This window comes from Holophagales bacterium (genome assembly GCA_016699405.1).
GTDB lineage: Bacteria > Acidobacteriota > Thermoanaerobaculia > Multivoradales > JAGPDF01 > JAAYLR01.
Window position 1 is genome coordinate 307013 of sequence record CP064972.1, and the last position, 23713, is coordinate 330725.

The window sequence follows — 23713 nt, forward strand, 5'->3', positions numbered from 1 at the left end:
CCGTCACCCGGTCCGTTCGACGGCGAGGGCGAGCGCCTCGTCGTCGGCTGGATCGACCGTGCGCAGGTCGAGCAGGCAGCGTCCGCCGCGCGCGTAACCCACCACCGCCGGCTCGCCACAACGCAGCGCCGCCAGCCGCGCCTCGCCGCCCGACAGCGACAGCACCTCGCCGGGGATCGGCCGCTCGGGCGCCGCGCCTCCCCCGAGGAAGGCCTCGCCGGCGACGATCTCCGCGCCGAGTCGTCCCGCCCAGTGGGCGAGTCGCCGTCGATGGGCCGCCGGCTCGGGCCAGAGCCGGTCGAGCGGCAGAGGGCGCCCCGCGAGATGGCGCCGCAGCACCCCTTCGAGCGCCGCCAGCGTGGTGCGGTCGGGACGCAAGGCACGGTAAAGCGGATGACGGTGGCAACGCTCGATCCGCTCCCGTCGACCGCAGATCAGTCCGGCTTGTGGCCCGCCGAGGAGCTTGTCGCCGCTGCCGCAGACCAGGTCGGCTCCAGCCGCGAGCAGCTCGGCAACGCTCGGATGCCCGGCGAGCTGGGGGGCAGCGTGCGGCCGCAGGAGACCGCTCCCTTCGTCGACCAGCAGCGGCAGGCCGGTTCTTCCGGCCAGCGCCGCGAGCGCCGCGGTCTCGACCTCGGCGACGAAGCCGGTGATGCGGTAGTTGCTCGTGTGCACCTTGAGCAGCATCGCCGTCGCCGGGCCGATCGCCTGTTCGAAGTCACGCAGGTGGGTCCGATTGGTCGTCCCGACTTCGACCAGCCGGGCACCTGCGGCAGCCAGGATGTCGGGAATGCGGAACGACCCGCCGATCTCGACCAGCTCCCCTCGCGAGACGAGCACCTCGCGCCCGGAGGCGAAGGTGGCGAGCGCCAGGACGAGCGCCGCGGCGTTGTTGTTCACCACGAGGCCGGCCTCGCCGCCGGTCAGCGCCGCGAGGAGCAGCCCGACGCGGGAATTGCGGTCGCCTCGCGTGCCGGTGGCGAGGTCGATCTCCAGATCACACGAGGCGTCGAGGAGCGACGGGAGCGCCTGGGCGACCTCCCGCGGCAGGGGCGCCCGGCCCAGATTCGTGTGGAGCAGCACCCCGGTGGCGTTGATCACCCGGCGAAGCGGTGCGCCGAGCTCGCCTTCCAGGCTGGCCACGAGCTGGGCGGGAAGGTCGGCCAGGGCCGCCTCGAGCTCGCCTTCGGCGGCGAGCTCGCCCTCCGCCAGGCGCACCCGCAATGCCTCCAGTCGCGGGCGAAGGTGGATGGCGACACGCTCCCGTCCGTATAATCCGACGACCGGCTCGAGACCCGGCGTCGTCAGCAGGCGTTCGATCGCCGGCAGGCGGCGTCGCGGGTCCTCGTGTCGGGATGCGGACATTCTCGTCATGGATTCTAGGAGATCCCCGACCGGCCCGGTGAAGGCCGTCCCTGCGACCCGGCCAACGCCGGTGAGCGGGAGCCTGCACGTCGGTCGTCCGAAGGAAGCGCCCGACGAGAATCGTCCGACGCACCATCAGGTCGAGAAGCTCATGGACCATCTCGACCGCGCGCTCGACGACCTGCGCATCGAATACGAGAAGTTCTTCAGCGGCACGGCCAAGCTCCCGCCCGAGCCGGCGCGACTGGCGCTGCAGCGCGACCTGCGGCTGCTGCGCGGCAAGAATCTGCGCAGCACCGCCGAGCAGTTTCGTCTCGGCGCGCTCGAGGCGCGCTTCAACAGTTTCAACGAGATGTTCACCCGCCGCGTGCGGGCCGTCGAAGAGGGGCGGAACGGCGCCGCGAGACCGGCACCGCCGCCGGCGTCCGCGCCACGCTCCGCTCCGGCCGACGGCGTCGTGCTGGCGGGCGCGACCGACCGCGCCCAGGTCGGCGCTCTGCTCGACGAGCTGCGACGCCGCGGCGGTGGGGCTGGGCTCGATCTCGATCGCTTCGCCTCCTATCTCGAACAGCAGGCCAGCTCGATCCGCGACCGCACCGGGTGCGACGCGGTGCAGTTCCGACTCGCCGAAGAAGACGGCAAGGTCAAGCTCAAGGCCCGGCCGTTGTCGAGCACCGATCGCTGACGGCGAGCCCTTTCGATCCAACCGGAGACCTCCGTTGCTCAAGCCCGCCCCGCTCTTCGCTCTCCTGCTCACCGCGGCCGTGGCCGTCGGCGCGCCAGTCAACTACGGCGCGGCGATCGAGCGACAGCGCGCCCGTGTCACCGCCGAACCCACCAACGCCGGCGCTCGCAACGACCTCGGCAATCTGCTGGTGCTGGTCGGCGATTTCGCCGGGGCCGAGGCGGCCTATCGCGAGGCGATCGCCATCGAGCCCAAGCGCGCCGCCACCCACTTCAACCTCGGCCTGCTGTTGCAAGAGCGCGGCGACCACGCGACGGCGATGCTGCAGTTCCGCAAGACGATCGATCTGGCTCCCGACCACGCCTGGGCCCGCTACCAGATGGGTGTGACCTACGCACACTGGCACCTGAAGGCCCTGGCCGTCCGTGCCTATTCGCAGGCGATCGCGCTCGACCCGCGACTCGGCGACCCTCGCTACAACCCGCACCTGATCGCCAATCCGCTGGCCACGCAGTCGATGCTGCGGGCCTACCGCCGCGACCTGCCGCAGGCGCAGGCCCCGACCGTCTTCGACGACGCTTCGGGGGTCGCCCGGATGCTCATTTTCGACAATCCGCCGAAGGCCGAGGGGAGCACCACGAAGCCCGCACCGACCGCTCCGGCGCCTCCGGTCGCTCAAGTGACCGGCCGGAGTGCGGCCGGCGCGCGGAGCGTGACTCCGGCCTCGCTGCCGGTCGCCTCGGGGGAAGAGAAGCCGGTTCCGCCCGTCGAGGGCAGCGACGAGAACGCCGAAGGCGGCGGCTACCTCGAGGTCAAGGAGGTGGGCGGCGAGCGGTTGCCGTCCGCCGGCGTTCCCGCACTCGGCGTGCTCACGCCCGGCGAGGGGCGCGGAACGGAAGAAGAGCCGTCGGCGACGATCGAGACGCCGACCCTCCCGCCGACACCGGTCCCGGTCCCGACCGCCCGGCCGACCCCGACGCCGTTCGCTCCCGGAACCACGCGCCCGGGAGCCGGCTTCGACCCGACGCCGACGAGCACCGGGCGGATGACCACCGAGGTCGTGCCGCTCGGCCGCTGAGCGGCAGGCTTCGGCGCTCGGCTTCTCTACACGTTGAACCGGAAGTCTCCAACGCGCGAGGTGTCACACGGTTTCAACGTGGCTCGCAGGGCTAGGAGAAAATGCCCGTCCGACATGGGGTATCGGCTTGCGCTCGTCTCTGAACGTCTCTACACTTCTCATGAGAGCGCAGCGGTTTTAGCGGGCCAGGATGCGGGCCAGACCTGCGGCGCTCGGGAAGGCACCCATGCCCAAGCGAGCCGCCGCAATCCTCACGGACACAGCCTGTCGGAGTGCTAGGCCGAAGGCCGGAGGCGACATCCGCCTACGGGATGGCTCCTGCCCAGGCCTCTCGCTCCGGGTCCGCCCGGCCGGCTCTCGCGCTTTCGTTCTCGACGTAACCCGGGCCGGCAAGCGAATCTCCGATCTCGCCATCGGCGACTACGACCCGGCCCCACCGCGAAGCCGCGCCGATCTCGGCGCCCGATCCGCTGCCCTGCTCGCGCTAAAGCCGTGGGAGGTAGCCCCTTTTGGTATCACGCTCGCCGAAGCGCGAGCCAGAGCGGAACGCATTCGCGCTTTCGTTCGTGCCGGCGGCGATCCAGTCGAAGAACGGCAGGCGGCGCGAGCGGCGGAGGTAGCCGAGAGGGTCGCTGCCCAGCGCGACGCCGACGGGATTTCGCCGGCCGGCTCGCTTGGGGACCTCGCACAGCGGTGGCTCGACTATCAGCGACGCGAAGGCCGCTCGACCGCGGCGATCCGCGCTGCCGAACTAGCGCTTGAGCGCGACGTGTTGCCGCACCTGCGCAACCGCCAAGCCGGCGAGGTAACGCGCGCCGAGCTGGCGAAGATCGCCGAAGGCATCGCCGAAGGTCGCGGGGCTCGACGCAAGCGCCCGGGCCAGCCCGCTCCGGTCGCCGCACGCAACACGGTAAAGCTGCTCTCGCGCATCTATGCCTACGGTCTCGACATCGACTTCCCAGGCGTCGCCGGGGACCCCGCTGCGCGGCTCGCGAGGCGCCACGGCTCCGCAGCCCGACGCGATCGAGTGCTGTCTCCGGGGGAACTGCGCGCGTTCTGGCGAGCCACTGGCGAGCAACCGCCTGCTCTTCGCGCCTTCGCGCGACTTCTGCTCTTGACCGGCCTCCGGCGGGATGAGCTACTCGGCGCCCGGTGGGATGAGATCGTGCGCGATGAGGCGGGAACGTGGCTCGCTATCCCCGGCTTGCGCATGAAGGGCGGCAAGCCACACGCGGCACCGCTCTCGCGCCTCGCACTCTCCGAGCTGGCACTGCTCTCTCAGTTTCGCGAAGGCGAGGTTCTCTTTCCCGGTCGCAGTGGAGGTGACGCGCCAATGCGCGAGGCGTTCTACTACCGCAAGCGGCTCGCAGTTCGCGTCGCCGACCTGCTCGACGTTCCATCGCCGGACCCTCGCCCGTGGACATGGCACGACCTTAGGCGCACTGCGCGAACGATCCTCGCCGCTGCCGGCGCCGACGAAGTGCCCGCCGAGCTTCTGCTCGCCCACGTCCCGCCCGCGCTGCGAGGCGTGGCCGGCGCCTACAACCGCCACCGCTACCGCGCCGAGCTGCAAGCGGTCGCCGAGTTGCTCGCCGAGCGCGTCGCGCAGGCCGTCGAGGAGGAGATCGCCGCGCCCGCTGTCGGTGAGGTTCTGCCCTTCACCCGCCGCGCATGAGTGAACGACTTCCGACGTTGCGTGTCGCATCGGCCCGGGGCGCGTCCTGCGTCGCAGCCTTCGTCGCCGGCCTGCCGGGCGCGAGCGAGTCACAACGCGTTGAGGTGCCCGGACTCGGGGTGGCCTTCGTGCTCCGCGAGCGGCCGCTGAGTCCGAGCCAACAAGGCGATCCGGTCGGGTCGATCTTCATCCCCGCCGAGTCAACCGAAATCGCAGAGCGCGAAGCGGAGAGAGCTGTCGGCGAAGCGCTCCAACGCTACAAGACAAGAGAACCCGTTCAGGATGGGCGAGCAAAGGAATCCGAGGATCGGAGTGACCAAGCAGAAGAACCGAAGGATCTAGCCGCGCGGGGCGGGCCCACCACCGATGAGATCGAGGCGGTTCGACACTTGGAATCGAGGTCGGCAGCCTTCGATCTCGCGAGACAGCTTCTGCGCGAGATCGAGGCCGAGCCGCGCTCCTTCAGCGAGGCCCCGAGGGAGGAGCGCGAACAGAGGGCCACACTCAATATTTGGATCGCTCGCGCCCTGCGCGACGCCAACGTGCTCAGTCAAGCCGAATACGTTCACAAGGCGAGCTTCTGGGCTCTCACCGTCATTCACCACAACCGTTTCATGGCGGGTGACTATGACGCGACACTCGAACCGATTTCGCAGGAGATCGCCGAATTCGAGGCCGAGCATGGTCTGGCATCCGGCGAGACTTGGCAACGTGGAGAGGGGCCGCCTGAGTTGCAGGCCCTCGAACGAAGATGGGAAACCGCGTTCAAGGCGACCGAGATCTCCGTTCTTCGCGACCTCGCACTCGACGACATCGCCACGAAGCGAGAGAGCGATCCTGCTGGGATAGGTCGGCTCGCTCGGAGAGCAGCGGTCCGCCTGTCAACAAATCCGTCGGGACCCAAGAACTGCGAGCAACGTCTTGAGGAACTGGCCACGCGCTACCTTCTCGACGCCACACTCGCCGAGAAAGCGGGCGCGTACTATGCCGCGGCGGCGATGATGGGGGCCGCCCTTGAGGCGCTCCTGCTCCTTCGGTGCTTTCAAGACCCCGAAGGGGTGCACCTTGCCCTCGAGTATTTCCTTGACGAAAAGTGGACCAAGCAAAGACTGACGCGCTGGACACTAGACAACCTGATTTGCGTCGCCGGAGCTGCCGGCTGGCTCGGTTCTGGCGACACCACCGACGCCCTACCGCCTGAATGCTGGGCAAGGCTGGTCAAGAACAAGCGCAATCTCCTACACGCCGGAAAGCACCTGGAGGAATTGCCGGCGAAAGTGATCGACGAAGAGACCACAAAGGACCTTCGTGCAATGCTCGTGCTGCTTCGGAGTGCCATCTCGCATTTTCAGTCGTAGCTCTGCCAGATGCGCGCTCGACGGCTGGTCTAATCGTAGACCTGGAAGCCTCAATCCATCGTGCGTTCGTGGCGAGACGGCCAGCAGTCAGCGCTGTGCGTCTCCCCCTCTGACAAGGGGGGAGCCCACCTTCCGACGCACCCACTGAAGCGTCGCAACCGGCCGCTCCGCGGCCAACGGCTCTAGGGCGCGTGGGTGGTTGCGGGCCGGGGAGGTCTTCGCACAGCTGTGTTTTCAGAGAGGGCGGTGATGTTTCACCGAGCGGCCAAGCCTAGCTCGCTGCCGAGCGACGGGTTAGACGATGCCGGGGAAGTGCTTTCCGACGCACGTCGCCTGAAGGCCAAGCTCTTTGATGAGCCCCTTTAGCTGCCCCCGCTGGATCTCGGCCTCAAAGCCATCTCCCTTCCTGCCACGGGGCAAGAGGAACCGCTTCCCGTCGAAATAGATCCAGAGCTTGTGGGTCTTCTCTTCTCTCGTGTGCTTGGGGGCACAGTCGTCAAGCATTCGGATAATGGCTCCGAGGGAGAAAAGACCCCGTGTCCCCAAAGTCAGGCCGCCTGGGAGATCTCGTATGGGACGTTCAGCTCTGGCGTCAGCACCAGCGGCACGCCAGCGCTCCGCGAGGCATCGCCCTGAACGAAGCGAACCTCGACCTCCGCGTCGGTCTCCGCCCGGATCCTGCGCATGCCTTCGCCGTCATCCGATCGCCCGGCCCGCACATCGGCGACTGCCGCGTCCCAGTCCGGCCGAAACGCCTCGCTGGCGTAGCCAACGAATTCCTCGACGCGCCGCTTGAAGTCTTCGAAGTCGACGGCCTCAGCTGCAAGATCGAATACAGCCAGCTTGATCGACTCGAGGAACTCGCTTCGCGCCTCGGCCACCGTCTGGCCCACACCGACGACACCACCCGGCTTCACGCCGCAGAAGGACACTTCTCCGTCTTCCTCGACGATCCGGAGGCACTTCCCAGAAATGGCCACATGAGCCAAGAAACCGTTCCCGGCGATGTAGCCTCGATGATTGAAGAACAGCGGCAGCTTGGACATAGCGAACCCCTTTCGCAGAACTCCGTTCCGCTTCTCAGGAGCCTGTCGGGATGCGGGTTGGCCAGCACCCCGGACCGCCTATGCTACCCCGTATCTGTACGCACAACAACCCGACGCTTCGAAGGAAGCTATCTCATAGAGTCCTAGGCCAGTTACGCCGACCCTAGCCTGCGGGGCGGCGACAAGGCTACTGGCACCCAGGAATACGGCTGGGCGAGGTGCCCGGCTGCGACCCCACCCGGCAGGCGCCGCAACACGCGCCGAGGCAGGAAGAGAGCGCCCCCCCCTGCTGCCGGAGACGTCCTGCCTTCCAAGTACCCCGCCCAGGACCGACAAGCGCGAGACCGCGCGAGGAGTGCACCGCGCAAAATGCGTCGTCCACCGACTCGCCTGTCCACACTGTACACACTACGCTACGCCAATCTCCATTCGGGGAGTGCGAGAGACGCCAGCGGCCAGCGGGATTCGTCCCGCGTCTACACTGTCTACACCGCAAGGCGCGACACTCGTCACCTCGCGATTAAGCGCGAACTCGCCGAAAGGAGCGCGACCAATTGAAGCCCACAACCGTTCCCGATCCGATCATCCGACCGTCCGACCCGCGCGCAAGAGAGATAACGGGCCTTGCGCGGGTGAGTCTCTATCGCGCAGTAGGTCGCGGTGAGCTTCCTCGACCCCGGAAACTCGGCGCTCGCGCCTCTGGCTGGCTCCACAGTGAGCTTGTGGCCTTCCGCGACCGTTTTGTCGCGAAGGATGCCGCATGAGACCGGCGAAGAATGAAGCGCACCGCGAGGAAACCCGGCGATCGTCACGAAATGGACTGTCTGCTTCTGTCATTGCTGGGCCTCTCTCCGACCCACTCGACCGCGCAATTCTCGCCGCGGTAGCAAGACTCGCGCGGGCAAAGATGGCCCCCTGCACCACCAGAGAGCTAGTCGGTCAACCGGTCATCGCCAGCCGGGTCACCGATCGGTCGTGAGGATGCAACCCGGGATCGCATCGGAAGCTACGCGCATGAGCCGCCGACTTCCGTACCTGCGCATCTTCGTCTCGGACGAGCTGGTTCTCGGCCAGGGACTCACGGCCCAGGAGTTTGGCGCGCGGATGCGCTTGCTCTTTCGCGCGTGGATGAACGAGGGGAAGCTCCCGAACGATCCGAAACGGCTGGCCGCATGGGCCGGAGTGAACGGCGGCCGGTGGAATGAGATCTCGGAAACCGTGCTGGCCGACCACTTCAAGCTTGCTGGTCATGAGCTCATCGCATCCAACCTCGTCCAGCAGCTAGATGACGACAGCGCCCGCATTGAAGCATCCAGGCGCGGGGGCAAGAGGTCCGCCGAGCTAAGGGGCAGTGCACTCGAAGCCCCCTCAGCGTTGACCTCAAGTGCACCTGAAGTACGCTTCAACCCACAACGCACCACATTTCAGCACAACGCCAACGCAGCGCAGTCTGATCAAAGCGCACCGGCTTCGCCGTCGGCTGATCTTGCCCTATACGTGAGCGCGATGCGCGAAAGCTGGCCGAGGTGGCAGGACGAACTCGCCCTAGAGCGAGAACTCTTCAAGCTGCAATCGCTCCTCCCGCCGCTCGCCGAGTTCCGCCGAATCGTGGCTGATGCGGTACGGCAGGCCGGCGACGGATGGCGCGAGCAGAACGCGAAGTTCTGTCCTTCCCCGGCGAAATGGATCGCTAACGGACGCTGGCGTGACCGCGCGCCGTCTCAAATGCGAAAGCCGCGAGAGCGCACCGCAGCGGACGCACGACTGGAGATCCTGCACACGATGGGTGAAGCCCTAAATGACGGACGGATTGACCAGGCGCGATTTGACGCCGGCCTGGAAGAGGTGAACAAGGCAACCACGGCCCCTGAGGTCATGCGCATAGGGATGCCGTATTGCCAGCCGGATATCGCCGATGCTGCGTAAGCGGCGGAGTCCGCCCGCCTCGCCGGCTGTCTCAATTGACACCGGCGAACCAGCGGCCGCCTCTCATGGCGTCGCCGATCCCCCTATGCTCCGCGACCGCCTCTCGCGGCATCGTCAGAACCGACAGGAGCCCCCACGTGATCCGCCAAGTACAGCGACACCGTGCCGTAAGAGCACGCGTGACAACACGCTGGCTCAGCCTGCGGGGCACCCATGCCGTCACTCTCGCAGCGATCGCGAACCGCCTGCGCCGCAATCCTATACACTGCCCGTCATGCGACGGCTACTGTGTGTCATCCTCGCCGCTTCCCTCTTCTCGGGATGTGACGCCGGCAAGAGAGACCGGCAGATCGCGACAGCGCTGGTGGAGGCTCGCCTTGAAGCCTGCGATGAATACGTGCGGTGGGTTCTTGACAACTGGCCCGACCTCCCGCGCGAGGACACCGAGAGCATTGTGACGCTCGAGTACTTGGCGGCGACGTCGCGTCAAGTTACCAGAGCTGCCGTTCTTGAGGCACCCGCCAAGGACGCTGTGGCTCGCGCCTCTCGTCGCTCCGGTGAGCCACGCGACCTCCTAGTCGAGCTGTATGCGAGTGCGGAGGCTATGTGTGGCCTGGGGGCCAATCCGTATGGCCTAAACAAGCTTACGGTGATTAGCGAGCTGGCGGAATTGCGGAAGAAGACGGACGGCCTTCGCTCGCGGCTCCGACTCCTTGGCGACTTGTCCGAAGAGACGAGGAAATCCGCCATGGCCCCGATCGAAGAGAAGGCGCAGAATGCTCAGACCGACTTCAGCAAGCGCATCGCCGACAGGATCGCCGCGATTGAGGCGAAGGCAAGAGAAGGTCGCGCTCGGCGAGAGGCGGACGAACGGGCCGCGCAGGCTTCCGGAGTGGAGCGCCGCCAGCTTGAGTCTGCCAGTGCCTCTGCCGCTAACGAGAAGATCCAAGTCGCCCGAGAGGAAGAGCGCCGAGTAGAAATCGAACGGCTTAGGGCGATGAAGCCCGCGGTTGAGCCTTGGTTCTCCAAACACTACGGACGACTTGCCAACTTCGCAACCATGACCGACCAGGTTGCGCGACAACTAACGGGGACGCCACCAGAGAGCTACCCGAAGGCTGCCTGTGGTGGCGTACTCAGCGCGATTGATGAGGCAAGGCTTGCAGGGATAGGCAGGAGCGGATCTGCGAAGGTAGACGATGACGTCGCGAAGATCCTCGCCGCCGCGGACTTGATGGCGAGGGCTTGTGTAGCTTCTTCTCGCCTAGTCGGAGCCGGAACAGGGGCGGGCACCGCCCTAGAGAGCCTCAAACGAACCCTCCGGACGATGGGGTTCAGCGTCTGAGACAAGCACAGGCGGCCATCGGATGGCCTCGTCGGAAGAGGCGCCGACGACAGGCGACACTGTGTGACGGGAACCGTCACCGCGTGCCCTTCTTGCGGGAGAACCCGCGGACGTTTCCGCTTTGTCCTTGCTAGGCTCCTGAGCGTGCCGACCGTCCCCGGCCCCTGCGCCCGATGCGGCGAGCCAACTGCGGCCTACTGGCGACCGTCTCCCGAGTCCGTGGAGCGTTGGCCCTTTTCCCTCCGTGTCGCGCGGCGATTCATGCCGACTCGGAATCGCTGGCGGATCTCCTCGAGGTCCCAGACGGGCAGCGGAGGCAAAGGCGGCGAGCCGGAGAGACGGCGACCGAAGGAAGAGCCGCAACCCCCCGCGACTAGCGGCTACCGACGAGAGCCTTCGCGTTTTATGCGGGCCAAGATGCGGGCCAAGCCCAGTAAGGCGCGCTAAGTCATTTTTAATCAGACTACACGTTGAACCGGAAGTGCACGACGTCGCCGTCGTGCACGAGGTACTCCTTCCCCTCGAGCCGCAACAGCGCCTTGTCGCGACAGGCGGCGAGGGTGCGGTGGGCGAGCAGGTCGTCCCAGCGCACCACTTCGGCGCGGATGAAGCCGCGCTCGATGTCGGAGTGGATCGTGCCGGCCGCCTCCTTGGCGACGGTGCCGCGGCGAATCGTCCAGGCACGCACTTCGTCTTCGCCGACGGTGAAGAACGAGATGACGCCGAGCAGGCCGTAGCTCGCGCGGATCACCCGGTCGAGGCTGGGCTCGGCAAGTCCGAGGTCGGCGAGGAACTCGCGCTGCTCCTCCGCTGTGAGTCGCGAGATCTCGAGCTCGATCGGTGCGCTGACCACCACCCCGTGGACGGTGTCGTCGCCGCCCCCCAGCCCGAAATCCTCGGGCTTGGCGCTCGCCACGTCGCCTTCGCCGACGTTGACCACGACGAGCATCGGCTTGGCCGAGAGCAGTTGAAAGCCGCGCAGCATCCGCTCGTCGTCCCCGGAAAGACCGAGGCGACGCAGCGGGGTCTCGGCCTCGAGCGCCGGCAGGATGGTCTCGACGAGGAGCTTCTTCTCGCGCTCCTCCTGCGGCGAGAGCCCTCGCTTGATCGCCTTGTCGAGGCGGTCGATCCGCCGTTCGACGAGCGAGTGGTCGGCGAGGATGAGCTCGAGGTCGAGCGTCGCGATGTCGCGCCGGGCATCCACCGAGCCGTCCGGGTGCTCGATTTCCGGGTCGTCGAACGCGCGCACGACGTGCATCAGGGCGTCGACCGTCTTGAGCTTGGCGAGATCGAGGCTTTCGGCCGCCTCGCCCTTGGCGATCCCCGGGATGTCGACGTACTCGACGGTCGCCGGGACATAGCGCTTGGGGTTGAAGAGGTCGCGCAACCGCGCCAGGCGGTCGTCGGGGACCTTCGCCATCGCCATGTGGGTGCGATCGGAGGCCGCGAACTTGCCGGTCTCCTCGCGCGACGCGGTCAGGGTGTTGAAGAGTGTCGTCTTGCCGGCCTTGGGCAGGCCGAGGATGCCGAACTGCATGGTCGAGAGATCCTCCGTCCGTTACGAGAGGGCGCAGGCGATTGCCGGCGAGAGGCCTCAGGGTATTCGCTGGCCGCCGGCCCGGTCAATCCGCGGCCGGTCGACGAGCCCGCTCAGGGGTGGACCCGGCGCACCTCGAGGCCGGACACCAGGACGGTCGGCGCCGCGAACGCTCCGTCCCCGAGAGCCCATTCGAGATCGCGCCCCACCGCCACCACCCCGGCCCAGAGCTGCCTTGCCGAGCCGGTCAGCACCGCGCCGCGCACGGGTGCCGCCGCCCTTCCACCGGCAAGGGCGAAGCCGCAAACCGGCGCGACCAACCGGTCGTTCACCGGGTCGACGAGCGGCGCACCCTCCAGGTCGAGCAGGTAGTAGCCGCGCTCCACGCCGGCCACCAGCTCGGCCGGCGTGAGGCGCGGATTCGGCTCGAGGACCAGATGGGTCGGCGCCCGCCGCGGCAGGTCGCGGAAGCTCGCGCGGCGGACGCAGCCGGTGGCCCGCTGGGTCGCTCGCGCTTCCCACCAGGCGAGCAGCGGCTGGCGGAAGAAGCCGCCTTCGATGAGTGCGATTCGCCCGGTCGCGAGCCCCTCCCCATCCACGGCGGCGGCGAGGATCCCGTCGCTGCGACGACCGTCGTCCGTCACCGTGACGCACCCGGAGGCGACACACCCCGCACCGTCCCGCCACGCCGCCAGCGCCTTCTCCCCTTCCGCGCCGCAGAGCCAAGGCGCCGTCGCGGCGAGGAGTCGTGCCGCCAGCCCAGGCGCCAGGACGATTTCTCCCCCCTCCTGCGCCGGAGGGCGCCCCTCGGCGGCAACGTGGAGACGATCGCAGAGTCGGCGAGACAGGGCTTGCGGACGGAAACGGCGGGCGTCCCGCTCGCCGAGCTCGGCGACGACGCCGCCGCGTCCGCCGGAGAGCACGGCTTCGAGGCGCAGCGAAGCGAGTCGATGTCGGCTGGCGGCGCGAATGCCGCGACTGCTCGCGAGCTCCGATTCGGCCGCCCCGTCCTCGAGCCGCGCCGCCACGAGGCGCGCTCCCGTGACCTCGCGGGCGATCTCGCGGCCGATCGTCTCGAGCAGTGCCACGCCCTCGCCCTCGCCAAGTAGCGGCGAATCCAGCTCGGCGGGTGGCACCCAGGGGACCTCGGGAACCGGATCGGCGAGGCGAAACGGCGGCGCGTCGCCGAGCGGCCACGCCGTCTGCGAGGGGAGCGGACCCGTCCCGGCAACGAACCAGGAACGACGCCGATCGCTCGCCCGCACCGCCCAGCCCTCTTCGAGACTGGTCCCGATCTCGATGCCGGCGACCCCGGCCACGACGCGCCGCGAGCGTCCGCGCTTGACGTAGACCTCGGCCTCCTTGAGCCCGCGCCGCGCTAGCTCGGCGAGCAGCGCCTCGGCCGCCGGGAGGCTCACGTCACGACCTCCACTTCGCCGAGAAGCAAGGAGCAGGAGCGAGCCCACACCGGGAGCCGCTGCCCGCCCTTGGCACACCAACCCGCACCCCCACTCTCCAGGTCGTGCCCGACTCCGGCAACGGCGGCGAGGAGTTGCGAGACGCGTCCGCGCAGGCGACAGCGCCCGACCGGTTCGGCCGGCGCGCCTTCCCGCAGTCGCCGGGCGGTCGGCACGTCGAGGGTCAGCCAGCCGGTATGCGGGTCGAGCGACCCGCGGTCGACATCGGAGATCACCAGTCCGCCCTCCGCACGACGCCACAGGGAGACCGGCGGAACCTCGCCCGGCACCATCTCGAGATGGCGACAGCGCGGCCCGGGCAGCTCGTGGCGGCTCCCCCGCCATCCGGCGCCAGGAAGCAGCCGCGGGCAGGCCCGCGCCCAGAGCGAGTCGGCGAGCGGCTGCTCCACCCGCCCTCCGCGCAGCAGCCAGCGGCGGGCCACCGGAAGCCCTTCGTCGTCGGTCACCCGGCGCACCGCCTCCGGCGCCGAGGCGGGGTCGTCGAGCAGACCCAGGCCGGAACCGGCGAGGTCGAATCCGAGCGCGGCTTCGGGGCGTCCGCCGAGGGCCAGCAGATCGGCCTCCAGCGCGTGCGCAACCGCCTCGTGGACGAAGACCGCCGAGGCGTGGGGCGACAGCACCACGGGGAGCCGCGCACGAGGCGGGGAAGGCGCCTCACGCGCCCGGAAGAGCTCGGCGAGGGCATCGGCCAGCTCCGCCGCGTTGGCCGGCGAGAGCTCGGCGAGCAGTCGTCCGCGCCGCCCCCACGGCGTGTCACCGACCACGCTGTAGAACGCCTCGGCCGTCGGCGCCGAGGCGAGGCGCGGCCCGATCACCTGAACCCAGCGGCGATGGCGCCGCACGCGCAGGCGCAGCGGAAAGGCGACGAGGCGCGCCCGCAGCGCCTCTCGCAGCAGCTCGGCGAACGACGCCAGCTCGGGCAGGTGGATCGGCTCGTCCCAGGTCGGCTCGGCGAGCTCGGGCTCGGGCAGCGCGGTACGCGGCAGGGCGCGCGAGACACGGCGCACCGCATCGGCGAAGGTCCGACCGTCGATCGCGTCGGCGCTGCCGAGAAACGAGCGGCCCCCCCGCACCAGCCGCACCGCCAGCCCCTGGTCACGAACGACCGAGACCCCGGGACGGCGCTCTTCTCCCGGGAGCTCGGCCTCCTCGCGCCGCTCGAGAAAGAGATCCACCCAGTCGTCGGGCTGCTCGGCGAGCTGTGCGAGCCAGCGGGCGAGCGCACCGGCATCGATCGCTTCGAAGGGCACGCGGCGATTCTGGCACAGCGCTCGCAACCGCCTGTGGCATCGCCTGCCTCCTATAATCGACGCGTGCCCTTCGAGTCTCCAGAGGCGAGGTTGCGGGCGCGGCAGCGATCCGATGGCGCCTTCCCGCGGTTCGCCGGCGGCGACGGCGAGATCGAGTCCACCGCCTGGGGCGCGTTGGCCCTCGCGCTGGCTCCGGCAGCCGACCCGGCCGCCGCCAAGCGCGCCGGCTCGGTGCTCGAACGGCTGCAACGCGCCGACGGTCGCCTCAGCATCGCGCCGCCGCATCCAGGCAACTGCTGGCCTACCGCCATCGCGGTGCTCGCCTGGCGCGCGCTGCGCAACCCGTCACCTCCAGTGGAGAAGGCTCTCGACTTCCTCGAGGGGCAGCAGGGCGACCATTGGACGCGGCCGGCCGACTGGCCGCTCGGTCACGATCCCTCGCTGGTCGGCTGGCCCTGGGTCGAAGGGACGAGCTCCTGGGTCGAGCCGACCGCCTTCGCCCTGCTCGCGCTCACCGCCGGAGGGCGCGGCCACGGGGCGCGGGCGCTCGAAGGCCGGCGGCTCCTGCTCGACCGGCAGATCCCCGGCGGCGGCTGGAACTACGGCAACCCCTCCGCCTTCGGACGCGAGCTCCTGCCGACTCCGGAGAGTAGCGGCCTCGCGCTCGCCGCGCTGGCCGGCACGGCACCACGCTCCTCGGTCGGCCCGTCACTTCGCTATCTCGAAGCCGAGCTGCCGCACCTCGCGACCCCGCTCGCGCTCGGCTGGACCGTCCTCGGCCTCGCGGCCTGGGGCGAGCGCCCCTCGGCGGCCGAGGACCGGATCGACGCCTGTCTCGCTCGCGATCCGGCACCCGCCGAGCCGTACGACACGATCGAGATCGCTCTCCTCGCCCTCGCCCGGAAGGCACCGAACGGTCTGCTGGCCGTGCTCGCGACCCACGAGCAGGTGCCCCCCGGATGAGCGTCCGGGGGCTGACCCGCCGTGAGCTCGTCGGCGCCGGACTGGCGCTCGGAACCCTGTCGCTCAGCGCCTGCCGACCGCGTGCCGAGACCCGCGTCTTCGTTGGCAAGGCGACCGACTACGCACGCGATCTCACGCCACTGCTCCTCGACGCGCTCGCCGAGCTCGGCGTCGACCGCACCGAGGTCGCCGGCCGGCGCGTGCTCCTCAAGCCGAACCTCGTCGAGGCACGTCCGGCCGCGCCGATCAACACCCACCCGCAGGTGGTGCGAGCCGCGGCCGAGGCGTTTCGCCGGCTCGGCGCCGCCGAGGTGCGCGTCGGCGAGGGACCGGGGCACTGCCGGGACACGCGGCGGGTGCTCGAGGCCTCGGGGCTCGCCGAGGTGCTGCGTCACGACAAGCTGACGTTCGTCGATCTCAACCGGCAACCGGGTTTCGTCACCCCGAACGCCGGCGGGCGCTCCGGACTGACCCGCCTGACGCTACCGCAGGCGCTCGTCGAGAGCGACCTCGTCGTCTCTCTCGCCAAGATGAAGACGCACCACTGGGCCGGTGTCACGCTGTCGATGAAGAACCTCTTCGGCGTGATGCCCGGCTCCTACTACGGCTGGCCGAAGAACGTGCTGCACTACGCCGGGCTGGAGGAGACGATCCTCGACATTACCGCCACCGTGCGACCGCAGTTGGCGATCGTCGACGGCATCGTCGGCATGGAAGGAGACGGGCCGATCATGGGCGACCCACGCCCGGCCGGCGTGCTCGTCGTCGGCCGTAACGCGACGGCGGTCGACGCCACCGCGGCGCGACTCATGGGCGTCGACCCGCTCCGCGTGCGCTATCTCGCCGCGGCCAACGGCTGGCTGGGACCGATCGACGCCGCGGCGATCGACCAGGTCGGGGAGCGACTCGCCGGCTTGGTCACCCCCTTCCGCCTCGTCGCGGCGATTCCGGGCATGCGCGGCCTCGCCGGGCCGGGCCTCGACTACTGAGCGGCCCCGGCAGCGAGCGGCGCGGCGCGGTGTCGATGCGCCGCGACGACGAGGTCGACGACTTCGGCGGCGCTCAGCCGGTCAAGATTCACCACCAGGTCGTGGCGCAGCAGATCGTCGGGCGAGGCGTGGAAGTGGCGGCGGAAGTACTCGAGCCGTGCATGCTCCTCGGCTTCGATCGCCACCCGCGCCTCGGCCTCGGTCCGCGCCCGTGACGCCGCCATCGACTGGATGCGCGTCGACAGGCTGGCGACCATCCGCACCCGCAAGCCCCGCCCCTGAGGCAGGATCAGGTCCGCCCCGCGGCCGAGGAAGATGCAGCGGCTCTGCTGCGCCAGACCCAGCACCGCTTCCCCGAGACGGCGGAAGTAGTCGTCCAGGACGAACCGGCCGACGACCCAGGGGCTCATCGCCGCCTCCCACCACTTGAAGTCGTGCTCGTCCATCGCCCGGTAGATCTGGCGGCGCACCTCGTCGTCACCCGCCATGCGGTCGAGCACCTCGCGGTCGAAGAGCGGCCAACCGAGCCGGCGCGCGAGCGGCACGGCCACCTCTCGCCCGTCGATTCCGACCATCCGCGAGAGGCAGATGAAGTCGAGCTCGTCCGCCCCCCGCTCGACCGGCCCCGTGAGCCGCTGGGCCCGGGCGAGCTCCCAGTTGCTCAGTTGACGCTCCACGGCACGAGCCGCCCCCGGACCTCCCGAGAGCCCCTTTCTCCCTGCCATGACGAGCCTCCTTTCCCGGCGATTCGATTGTACGCCCCGGGAAGCGGGAGGGTGGCGCCCGTTCAGTCGGGAGTGAAGAAGAGCTCGAGCTTCAGCTTGGTGCCGTGGTCGAGCCCGTAGCGTAGGGTCGGGAAGGTGATGGTGACCGACTCGAAGCGCTTGCCGTCGTCGAGGCTTTCGGTCTGGTCGACGCCGTCGATCGCTTCGCCGCGCGCGTCGGTCCACTCGCCGCGCACGGTCAGCTCCCAGTCCCGGCTCGCGTCGTTGCTGTACTCGATCTCCAGCCGGACGTCCTCGAGATAGCGCGAGTTGGAGGGCCGCGCGATGCGCGACTTGATCGAGCCCTTGGCGTCGCGGATCAGGCGGAAACGATGCAGCGTCACCGGCCCGTCGCTCACCTTGAGGTCGACCCAGCGGTCGAATTCGAGCTTCACGTCCTTGCGGACTTCGCCCGCGGCGAGCGGCGCAGGGGCGAGGGCGAGGGCAGCGGCAACCACACAGGCGGCGGCACGGATCATCGACAACCTCCAGGAACGATGGTCGAGGGAGGCGAGTCTAGCTCGCCCTCACGGGGCGAGCACAACGATCCGCAGTCGCGTGCCCGGCCGGGTATCGACGAGCTCGACTTCTACCGTCCTCGCCCCCTTCTTCCAACGCCCGGCGGCGCCCGGACCGTGCCCCTTCCAGCCGGCGGCAGCGAGCATGCCCGCGTAGCTCGCTCCGGCGTCGGCGGGGGAGGCGGAGCTCGCCAGGACGATCTCGAGCGCCCCGTCGGGGCGCCAGGACGAGTCGATCAGGCTCGACGGACGGAGGAGCGGGACGTCCGCCGGGAAACCCTCCGGCAGCACGCCGGAGAAGCCGCCCGGTCGCTCGGCGCGCCGCTCCACCGGTTCGGCGGCGAGCGAGGCCGTGGCGTCTCGCGCCGGGGCGACGTCGACCGTCTCGAGCGGCGCCGGCTCTCGCGGCGCCTCGCGCTTCGCGCAGCCGACCGCGAGCAGGGCCGACACGATCAGGCCGATCGCCAGGCGGCGACACGACACTCGTCCCGGGCTCATGATCCCACCTCGCCCGCAGGCGGTTGGTCGCCGGGTCGATACAGAATGACCTGGACCTTTTCGAGCGTCACCAAGCCGTCGTCGATCAGACCGTCGAGCTCGGGCAGGAAGGCCCGCAGCCGATCCTCGCGATCGACCAGCTCGACGACGATCGGCAGGTCCTCGGAGAGCCTCAGGAGGCGCGCCGTGTGGATCCTGCTGTGGGCGCCGAAACCCTCGATGCCGCGCAAGACGGTGGCGCCGGCAAGACCGCGCTCGCGCGCGCGGCGAACGATCGCCTCGTAGAGCGGCATCCCCTCGGCGCGGTTCGACTCGCCGAGGAAGACCCGCGCGAGCAGACACTCCCCTTCGAGCTTCATCGCTCCTCCTACACCAGACGGGCGAGGGCGACCCCGCCGAGCACCGCTGCCAGCCCGGCGACGACGCTCGCCGCCACGTTGGCGCACGCCACGAGCGCACTGCCTTCCGCCAGCAGGCGCTGCGTCTCCAGACCGAAGCTCGAGAAGGTCGTGTAACCCCCGAGCACGCCGGCGAGCAGGAAGAGCCGCAGCTCGGGCGACGCGGTCGAACGCTCCTCGAGCAGTCCGGCCAGCAGTCCGATCGCCGCGCAACCGGTGACGTTCACGACGAACGTCCCCCACGGGAAGAGCGCGGCGCCGCCGCGCAGCCCCTCGACCCAGCCGCTGCGCTGCACCCAGCCCCCCACGAGGTAGCGCAGGGTCGCCCCCAGCGCCCCGCCGAACGCGACCCAGAGCGGCCTTGGCATGCGGAGAGCTTAGCCGGAAACCTCGACTCGCTTCTGCTCCGTCGGCTCACGTCGACGCGAGTCGTGACGGCCGCCGGTTCCGCGCCCGGTGCTCTTCCAGGAGATGCCGGCCCAGACCCACCGGCCGGGCATCTCGACGCCCCCTCGCTCGCGGAACGTCGCGTCGCCGAGGTTGGTCCCCTCGACGAAGAGCTCCACCCCCAGCCACGGCAGCGGACGCGCGAGGCGGAGGTCGCCCGTCGCGTAGGACCGCTGGCCGCGACGGCGACCGTAGCTCGTGCTGACGCCCCAGGAGAGGGCGAAGGGGCCGCTCCCCGACCAGCGCGCGGTGACACGATCGACGAGGTAGTCGAAGACGTAGCGTGACGTGCCCTCCGGCGCAGCGCCGGAAGCGTCGAGATGGCTGTAGCCGAGGACGAGGTCGACGCCGTGCGCGAGCTCGAGCCGGCCGCTCAACTCGAGCCCGCGCGTGTCGACACGGCGCACGTTGACAGCGCGGAAGAGCGACTCCCCTGGCGCCCGGACGAAGTCGACGAGGTCACGACCGCGCCGTTCGAACAGCGTTGCGCCGAGCCGCCAGCGATCGCCGACGAGGTCGTACCCGCACTCGACGGTCACCGAGCGCTCGGGGGCGAGCTCGGCATTGCCGACGGTCGCCGGATCGCGGTAGTAGAGCTCGGTGAAGCTCGGCAGGCGGTAGGCGCTCGCCGCGGCGGCGCGCAGATGCCCCGGACCGAGCCGCACCGAGAGCGCCAGGCTGGGATGGGTCTCGACCTCGCCGTCCACCCGGTCGACGAAGAGCGCCCCCCACAGGTCGACCCGCTTCCCCTCCCGCGTCCAGGCGGCGAAGGCATTCAGCCGATCTCGGGCGCGCTCGCCGAGGTTGCTCGAGTGCAGTCGCTCGTCGCGGAAGCCGAGGCCGAGCTCGAGGTCGCCGAAGGAGGTCAGGCGCCGTCGCCAGGCGATCTCTCCATCCCCGACCCGCGTCCGGTGCCGATTCGCCACCAGATCGGTCCGCTCGCGATCGAGCACGAACCGATCCTCGTGCTCGCGCAGCGCCGCGCGGGCGCGCCACTCGCCCTTCCCGAGGCGACCCGCGCCGTCGAGCGCCACGAAGCGGGAATCGGTCTCCTCGCGCTCGTTCGGAAAGCGATCCGAGTAGAACCGCCAGGCGCCGAAGTCGCGCGACGAGGCGCCGGCCGCGAGACCGAGCGTGGCGCCGTCGCCCGGCAGAGGAATCCGCCCCTGGTACGAGATGCTTCCCTGGTCGAACTCGGTGCCGCGTCGGTAGCCGCGCGACTCGCTCCGTTCGACGTTCAGCCGGTGCGCTCCGTGCGCCACCTCGGCGCTCCCGCCGGAGAGCGAATGCTGTCCGGCCAAGACGGTCGCTTCGCCGCTCGTCCCGGTGACCGGTTCGCGCCGCGTCACGATGTGGACGACCGCGCCCGAGGCGTTGCCGCCGTAGAGCGCCGAGCCGGGGCCGGTGAGCAGCTCCACGCGCTCGATCGCCGCCACCGGCACGGGCAGATCCAGGTTGTGGTGCCCCGTCTGCGGGTCGTTCCAGGGCACCCCGTCGACGAGCACCAGGACGTCCTCGAACGACGAGCCGCGCGCGGCGAGATCCGCCTGCACCCCGAACGCGCCGCGTCGCGCCACGTCGAGTGCGGCGAAGAGCCGCAGCAGCTCGGGGAGCGAACGCACCGCCTGACGAGCGATCTCCGCGGCGGTGAGCACCTCGACCGCTCGGCCGGTCGCACCGAGCGGCACCGGCAGGCGCGTCGCGGTCACGGTGAGCTCCTCGTCGTACGCCGCGGCAGGGTCGGTTGCCGGGGACTCGGCACCGAGCGCGGCCGACGACAGGACGACGAGCGCCAGCGCGGCGGCGCGACGACGCGAGCGCTTCGCGATCACGCGCTCGCCAGCCAGGGAAGGAGCTGCGCGAGATCGGCCAGGTCGCCGCCGGCGCCGCTGCGGTCGAGATGCAGTGCCTGCATGCCGACGGCCAGAGCGCCTTCGACGTCCTCGCGCCGATGGTCGCCGACGTGCACGGCCGCTGCCGGCTCCACGCCCAGCGCGCCAAGCGCCGCGTGGAAGATCGCCGGATCGGGCTTCTCGCGGCCGACGGCTGCCGACACGACGATCGTCGCGAAGTGCCCGGCGAGGCCGAGCCGGTCCAGCAGGTCGGGAAGACGACGATCCCAGTTGCTCACCACGGCGAGCCGATAGCCGCGCGATCGAAGGGCTGTCAGCGTGTCCGGCACTTCGGGGAAGACGCGCCAGCTCTCCGCCTGCGCGAAGCGGTCGAAGAGCTCGGCGGCGGCAAAGCGACTCGGGCGCTCCGCCTCGAGCAGCTCACAGGTCCGCTCGATGAAGCGGCGCCACCACCCACGAGCCCCGTCCGGATGAGCTTCGAAACGGTCGAACGGAACCGGCGCCGAGCAGGAGAGCTCTTTCCAGACGAGCGGAATCGTCCGCCGCACCCCGTCGGCGTCGACGCTCACCCCGTGCCGCGCCAGCACCTCGGCGTAGATCTCACCCAGCCGCGGACATTCGAGCAGCGTGTGAGTGACGTCGAGCGTGACCGCGCGCACCGCCATGGAGTCAGTCGGCTCCGCGCGAGCGCAGCGAGTGCAACGCGAAGGCCGACACCACCAGGGCGTGAGTGATCTCGCCGCTGGCGATCAGGCCGGCGACAGCGGTCAACGGCCGCGTGGTGACCTCGATCTCCTCCTCGCCGTCACCCCGGGGCTCGCCCACCCACTCGAGGCCGGTCGCCAGCCAGGTGCCGCACCGGTTCGTGAGGAAGGCTGGATTCGGATGCACCTCGCCGAGGCGCTCCCAACCGGTGGCGCGGTAGCCGGTCTCCTCGAGCAGCTCGCGCTCGGCCGCCGCGCGCTCGCTCTCCTGCTCGACCATGCCCCCGGGGATCTCCAGCGTCGGCGCAGCAATGCCGAAGCGCCACTGGCGAACGAACAGCACGCTCCCGTCGGCGAGCAGCGGGATGACGTTGACCCAGTCCGGCGCCCGCAGGACCATCGCCTCGCGCGTCGCGCCGTCTGCCGACAGCCGATGACGTTCGAGGGCGAAGAGCCGATGGGCGAAGAGCTCGTCGCGGCGAGTGAGGGTCCAGGCGCGCACGGCGCGCAGTCTAGCTTGCCCGGCAATCGGTCCGCCGTGGCACGAGCCACCTCGAGATGGCCCGGCCCGGACGGCGGGCGCGGGATCGTCTAGGATGGCGGGGTGCCCGCCTCGACCCTTCGCCTGACCGGCGTCGGCTTCGCCATCTCGATCTGGATGGTGCTGCTCTTCTTGGGCGTGACGCTCGGCGGCGCGATCCACCTGCTGCTCGTCGGCGGTCTCGTGGCCTTTCCCTGGCGTGAGCTGCGACCGGTCGACGCGGAGACGCTCGCTCCGGTCGAGCGGGACGTCGATGACCGCCCCGGAGAGGAGCTCCCGTGACCCCACGACGTCTCGCCGCCCTGTTGCTGATCGCCGCCGGCGTGTTGGCGCTCGCTCTGCGCACCTTCGAGGTCCCGGGCGCGAAGCGACAGGCGGAGATCGGACCGCTCAAGCTCTCGCTCCAGAAGAGCGAGCGCGTCACCGTGCCGACCTGGGTCGGCGTGACGCTCGTCGGCGGGGGCGTGGCCCTCCTGCTGCTCAAGCGCTGAGTCGGGACGAGCGCGCGACGCGCGCCGCGCTCAGCCGCGCCGCCAGGCTTCCACCGTGTTGGCGAGGATGCCGATCCCGGGAATCTCGACCTCGACCCGGTCGCCGTCGACGAGCGGACCGACACCGGAGGGCGTTCCGGTGAGCACCACGTCCCCCGGTTCGAGGGTCATCATCCGGGAAACGTAGACCAGCAGCTCGAGAAGCCCCCATTCCATGTCGGCGGTCGAGCCGCGCTGCCGTTCGACGCCACTCACCCGAGTGATCACCTCGAGCGGCTCGTCGGAGTAGCCGACGGCGAGCGCCGGCCCGAGCGGGCAAAAGGTGTCGAACGACTTGGCGCGAGCGAACGTCACGTCGCGCTTCTGCAGATCGCGCGCCGTCACGTCACAGGCGCAGGTGACGCCGAGCACCGCACGGCGTGCCTCCTCCCGGCTCGCCCGCGTCAGGCGCGAGCCGACGACCACCGCGACCTCGCCTTCGTGCTCGACGCGGTCACTTTCCGGAGGCAGGACGATCGCCGCCCCGGGGCCGATCACCGAAGACGGGGCCTTGAGGAAGATGACCGGTTCGGGCGGCATGGGATTGCCCAGCTCGGCGGCGTGCTCGCGGTAGTTGCGTCCGATGCCCACGACCTTGCCCGGCTCGATCGGCGCACGCAGCGCCTCGCGCGAGAGGTCCACCGGACGGCCGAGCTCCCACTGCGAGGCCGGCGTCTTCAGCGGATCGGAGTAGAGGATGCGGGCCTCGGCGAGGCTCGTCCCCGCGGCGTGAAACCCTTCGGGACCGTAGCGGAAGAGCAACAT

Annotated in this window: 26 protein-coding genes; 11 read left to right on the forward strand and 15 right to left on the reverse strand. The window is 69.9% G+C overall.

What is annotated here, in order from left to right; all coding sequences use genetic code 11:
• Positions 1-3 precede the first annotated feature (3 nt).
• Entirely contained in the window at positions 4-1365 is a 1362-nt protein-coding gene (locus tag IPJ17_01325; protein ID QQR74265.1) for an L-seryl-tRNA(Sec) selenium transferase, read from the reverse strand.
• A gap of 70 nt (positions 1366-1435) precedes the next feature.
• Here IPJ17_01325 and IPJ17_01330 point away from each other — a divergent pair, with 70 nt between their 5' ends.
• The 4 genes from IPJ17_01330 (at position 1436) to IPJ17_01345 (ending at position 6161) form a co-directional block, all read left to right on the forward strand.
• On the forward strand, positions 1436-2050 hold the full coding sequence (locus IPJ17_01330; GenBank protein QQR74266.1) for a hypothetical protein: 615 nt from the start codon (positions 1436-1438) through the stop codon (positions 2048-2050).
• A 34-nt stretch (positions 2051-2084) separates the two neighbouring features.
• A complete protein-coding gene (locus IPJ17_01335) occupies positions 2085-3128 on the forward strand; it encodes a tetratricopeptide repeat protein (GenBank protein ID QQR74267.1) in 1044 nt (347 codons plus the stop codon).
• Between the two features lie 226 nt (positions 3129-3354).
• Positions 3355-4803, forward strand: coding sequence for an integrase family protein (locus tag IPJ17_01340; GenBank protein ID QQR74268.1), 1449 nt, complete (start codon positions 3355-3357; stop codon positions 4801-4803).
• On the forward strand, positions 4800-6161 hold the full coding sequence (locus tag IPJ17_01345; GenBank protein QQR74269.1) for a hypothetical protein: 1362 nt from the start codon (positions 4800-4802) through the stop codon (positions 6159-6161). The genes IPJ17_01340 and IPJ17_01345 overlap by 4 nt, the downstream gene beginning before the upstream one ends.
• A gap of 294 nt (positions 6162-6455) precedes the next feature.
• On the opposite strand, the gene IPJ17_01350 is transcribed toward IPJ17_01345, so the two are convergent.
• Entirely contained in the window at positions 6456-6665 is a 210-nt protein-coding gene (locus IPJ17_01350; protein QQR74270.1) for a hypothetical protein, read from the reverse strand.
• A gap of 44 nt (positions 6666-6709) precedes the next feature.
• Positions 6710-7207 (reverse strand): hypothetical protein, encoded by a 498-nt coding sequence (locus tag IPJ17_01355; GenBank protein QQR74271.1) that lies wholly within the window; start codon positions 7205-7207, stop codon positions 6710-6712.
• A 581-nt stretch (positions 7208-7788) separates the two neighbouring features.
• Here IPJ17_01355 and IPJ17_01360 point away from each other — a divergent pair.
• From IPJ17_01360 to IPJ17_01370, 3 genes are all read left to right on the forward strand, one after another.
• Positions 7789-7971 (forward strand): AlpA family phage regulatory protein, encoded by a 183-nt coding sequence (locus tag IPJ17_01360; protein ID QQR76059.1) that lies wholly within the window; start codon positions 7789-7791, stop codon positions 7969-7971.
• Between the two features lie 250 nt (positions 7972-8221).
• Positions 8222-9133 carry a DUF1376 domain-containing protein gene (locus IPJ17_01365; GenBank protein QQR74272.1) on the forward strand — a complete coding sequence of 304 codons (912 nt, stop codon included), beginning with the start codon at positions 8222-8224 and terminating at the stop codon, positions 9131-9133.
• A gap of 274 nt (positions 9134-9407) precedes the next feature.
• The gene (locus IPJ17_01370) at positions 9408-10478 is read left to right on the forward strand and encodes a hypothetical protein (GenBank protein QQR74273.1); all 1071 of its coding nucleotides are present in this window, start codon (positions 9408-9410) and stop codon (positions 10476-10478) included.
• 463 nt (positions 10479-10941) lie between these two features.
• Here IPJ17_01370 and ychF read toward each other — a convergent pair whose 3' ends face one another.
• From ychF to IPJ17_01385, 3 genes are all read right to left on the reverse strand, one after another.
• Positions 10942-12015 (reverse strand): redox-regulated ATPase YchF, encoded by a 1074-nt coding sequence (gene ychF, locus IPJ17_01375; GenBank protein ID QQR74274.1) that lies wholly within the window; start codon positions 12013-12015, stop codon positions 10942-10944.
• Between the two features lie 113 nt (positions 12016-12128).
• The gene (locus IPJ17_01380) at positions 12129-13433 is read right to left on the reverse strand and encodes a hypothetical protein (protein ID QQR74275.1); all 1305 of its coding nucleotides are present in this window, start codon (positions 13431-13433) and stop codon (positions 12129-12131) included.
• On the reverse strand, positions 13430-14743 hold the full coding sequence (locus tag IPJ17_01385; GenBank protein QQR74276.1) for a hypothetical protein: 1314 nt from the start codon (positions 14741-14743) through the stop codon (positions 13430-13432). Before IPJ17_01385 ends, IPJ17_01380 begins: the two co-directional genes overlap by 4 nt.
• Positions 14744-14806: 63 nt before the next feature.
• Between IPJ17_01385 and IPJ17_01390 the strand changes: the two genes are divergently transcribed.
• Both IPJ17_01390 and IPJ17_01395 read left to right on the forward strand, forming a co-directional pair.
• Positions 14807-15706, forward strand: coding sequence for a hypothetical protein (locus IPJ17_01390; GenBank protein QQR74277.1), 900 nt, complete (start codon positions 14807-14809; stop codon positions 15704-15706).
• A complete protein-coding gene (locus tag IPJ17_01395) occupies positions 15703-16695 on the forward strand; it encodes a DUF362 domain-containing protein (GenBank protein ID QQR74278.1) in 993 nt (330 codons plus the stop codon). The genes IPJ17_01390 and IPJ17_01395 overlap by 4 nt, the downstream gene beginning before the upstream one ends.
• Here IPJ17_01395 and IPJ17_01400 read toward each other — a convergent pair.
• From IPJ17_01400 to IPJ17_01435, 8 genes are all read right to left on the reverse strand, one after another.
• Positions 16689-17420 carry a cytidylate kinase-like family protein gene (locus IPJ17_01400; GenBank protein ID QQR74279.1) on the reverse strand — a complete coding sequence of 244 codons (732 nt, stop codon included), beginning with the start codon at positions 17418-17420 and terminating at the stop codon, positions 16689-16691. The two genes, IPJ17_01395 and IPJ17_01400, sit on opposite strands and share 7 nt — an antisense overlap.
• 62 nt (positions 17421-17482) lie before the next feature.
• Positions 17483-17938, reverse strand: coding sequence for a hypothetical protein (locus tag IPJ17_01405; protein ID QQR74280.1), 456 nt, complete (start codon positions 17936-17938; stop codon positions 17483-17485).
• Between the two features lie 48 nt (positions 17939-17986).
• Positions 17987-18475: a hypothetical protein gene (locus IPJ17_01410; protein QQR74281.1), complete on the reverse strand. Its 489-nt coding sequence runs from the start codon at positions 18473-18475 to the stop codon at positions 17987-17989.
• The gene (locus IPJ17_01415) at positions 18472-18834 is read right to left on the reverse strand and encodes a DUF190 domain-containing protein (protein QQR74282.1); all 363 of its coding nucleotides are present in this window, start codon (positions 18832-18834) and stop codon (positions 18472-18474) included. Before IPJ17_01415 ends, IPJ17_01410 begins: the two co-directional genes overlap by 4 nt.
• 8 nt (positions 18835-18842) lie before the next feature.
• Positions 18843-19241 carry a fluoride efflux transporter CrcB gene (gene crcB / locus IPJ17_01420; protein QQR74283.1) on the reverse strand — a complete coding sequence of 133 codons (399 nt, stop codon included), beginning with the start codon at positions 19239-19241 and terminating at the stop codon, positions 18843-18845.
• Positions 19242-19250: 9 nt separating this feature from the next.
• Positions 19251-21152: a TonB-dependent receptor gene (locus IPJ17_01425; GenBank protein ID QQR74284.1), complete on the reverse strand. Its 1902-nt coding sequence runs from the start codon at positions 21150-21152 to the stop codon at positions 19251-19253.
• Positions 21149-21838 (reverse strand): HAD-IA family hydrolase, encoded by a 690-nt coding sequence (locus tag IPJ17_01430; protein ID QQR74285.1) that lies wholly within the window; start codon positions 21836-21838, stop codon positions 21149-21151. Before IPJ17_01430 ends, IPJ17_01425 begins: the two co-directional genes overlap by 4 nt.
• A gap of 4 nt (positions 21839-21842) precedes the next feature.
• Positions 21843-22379 (reverse strand): NUDIX hydrolase, encoded by a 537-nt coding sequence (locus tag IPJ17_01435; GenBank protein QQR74286.1) that lies wholly within the window; start codon positions 22377-22379, stop codon positions 21843-21845.
• A 102-nt stretch (positions 22380-22481) separates the two neighbouring features.
• On the opposite strand from IPJ17_01435, the gene IPJ17_01440 reads away from it, so the two are divergent.
• The gene (locus IPJ17_01440; GenBank protein ID QQR74287.1) at positions 22482-22700 is read left to right on the forward strand and encodes a hypothetical protein; all 219 of its coding nucleotides are present in this window, start codon (positions 22482-22484) and stop codon (positions 22698-22700) included.
• On the forward strand, positions 22697-22909 hold the full coding sequence (locus IPJ17_01445) for a hypothetical protein (GenBank protein QQR74288.1): 213 nt from the start codon (positions 22697-22699) through the stop codon (positions 22907-22909). The genes IPJ17_01440 and IPJ17_01445 overlap by 4 nt, the downstream gene beginning before the upstream one ends.
• A 30-nt stretch (positions 22910-22939) precedes the next feature.
• Here IPJ17_01445 and IPJ17_01450 read toward each other — a convergent pair whose 3' ends face one another.
• Positions 22940-23713, reverse strand: a complete 774-nt coding sequence (locus IPJ17_01450; protein QQR74289.1) for a fumarylacetoacetate hydrolase family protein — start codon at positions 23711-23713, stop codon at positions 22940-22942.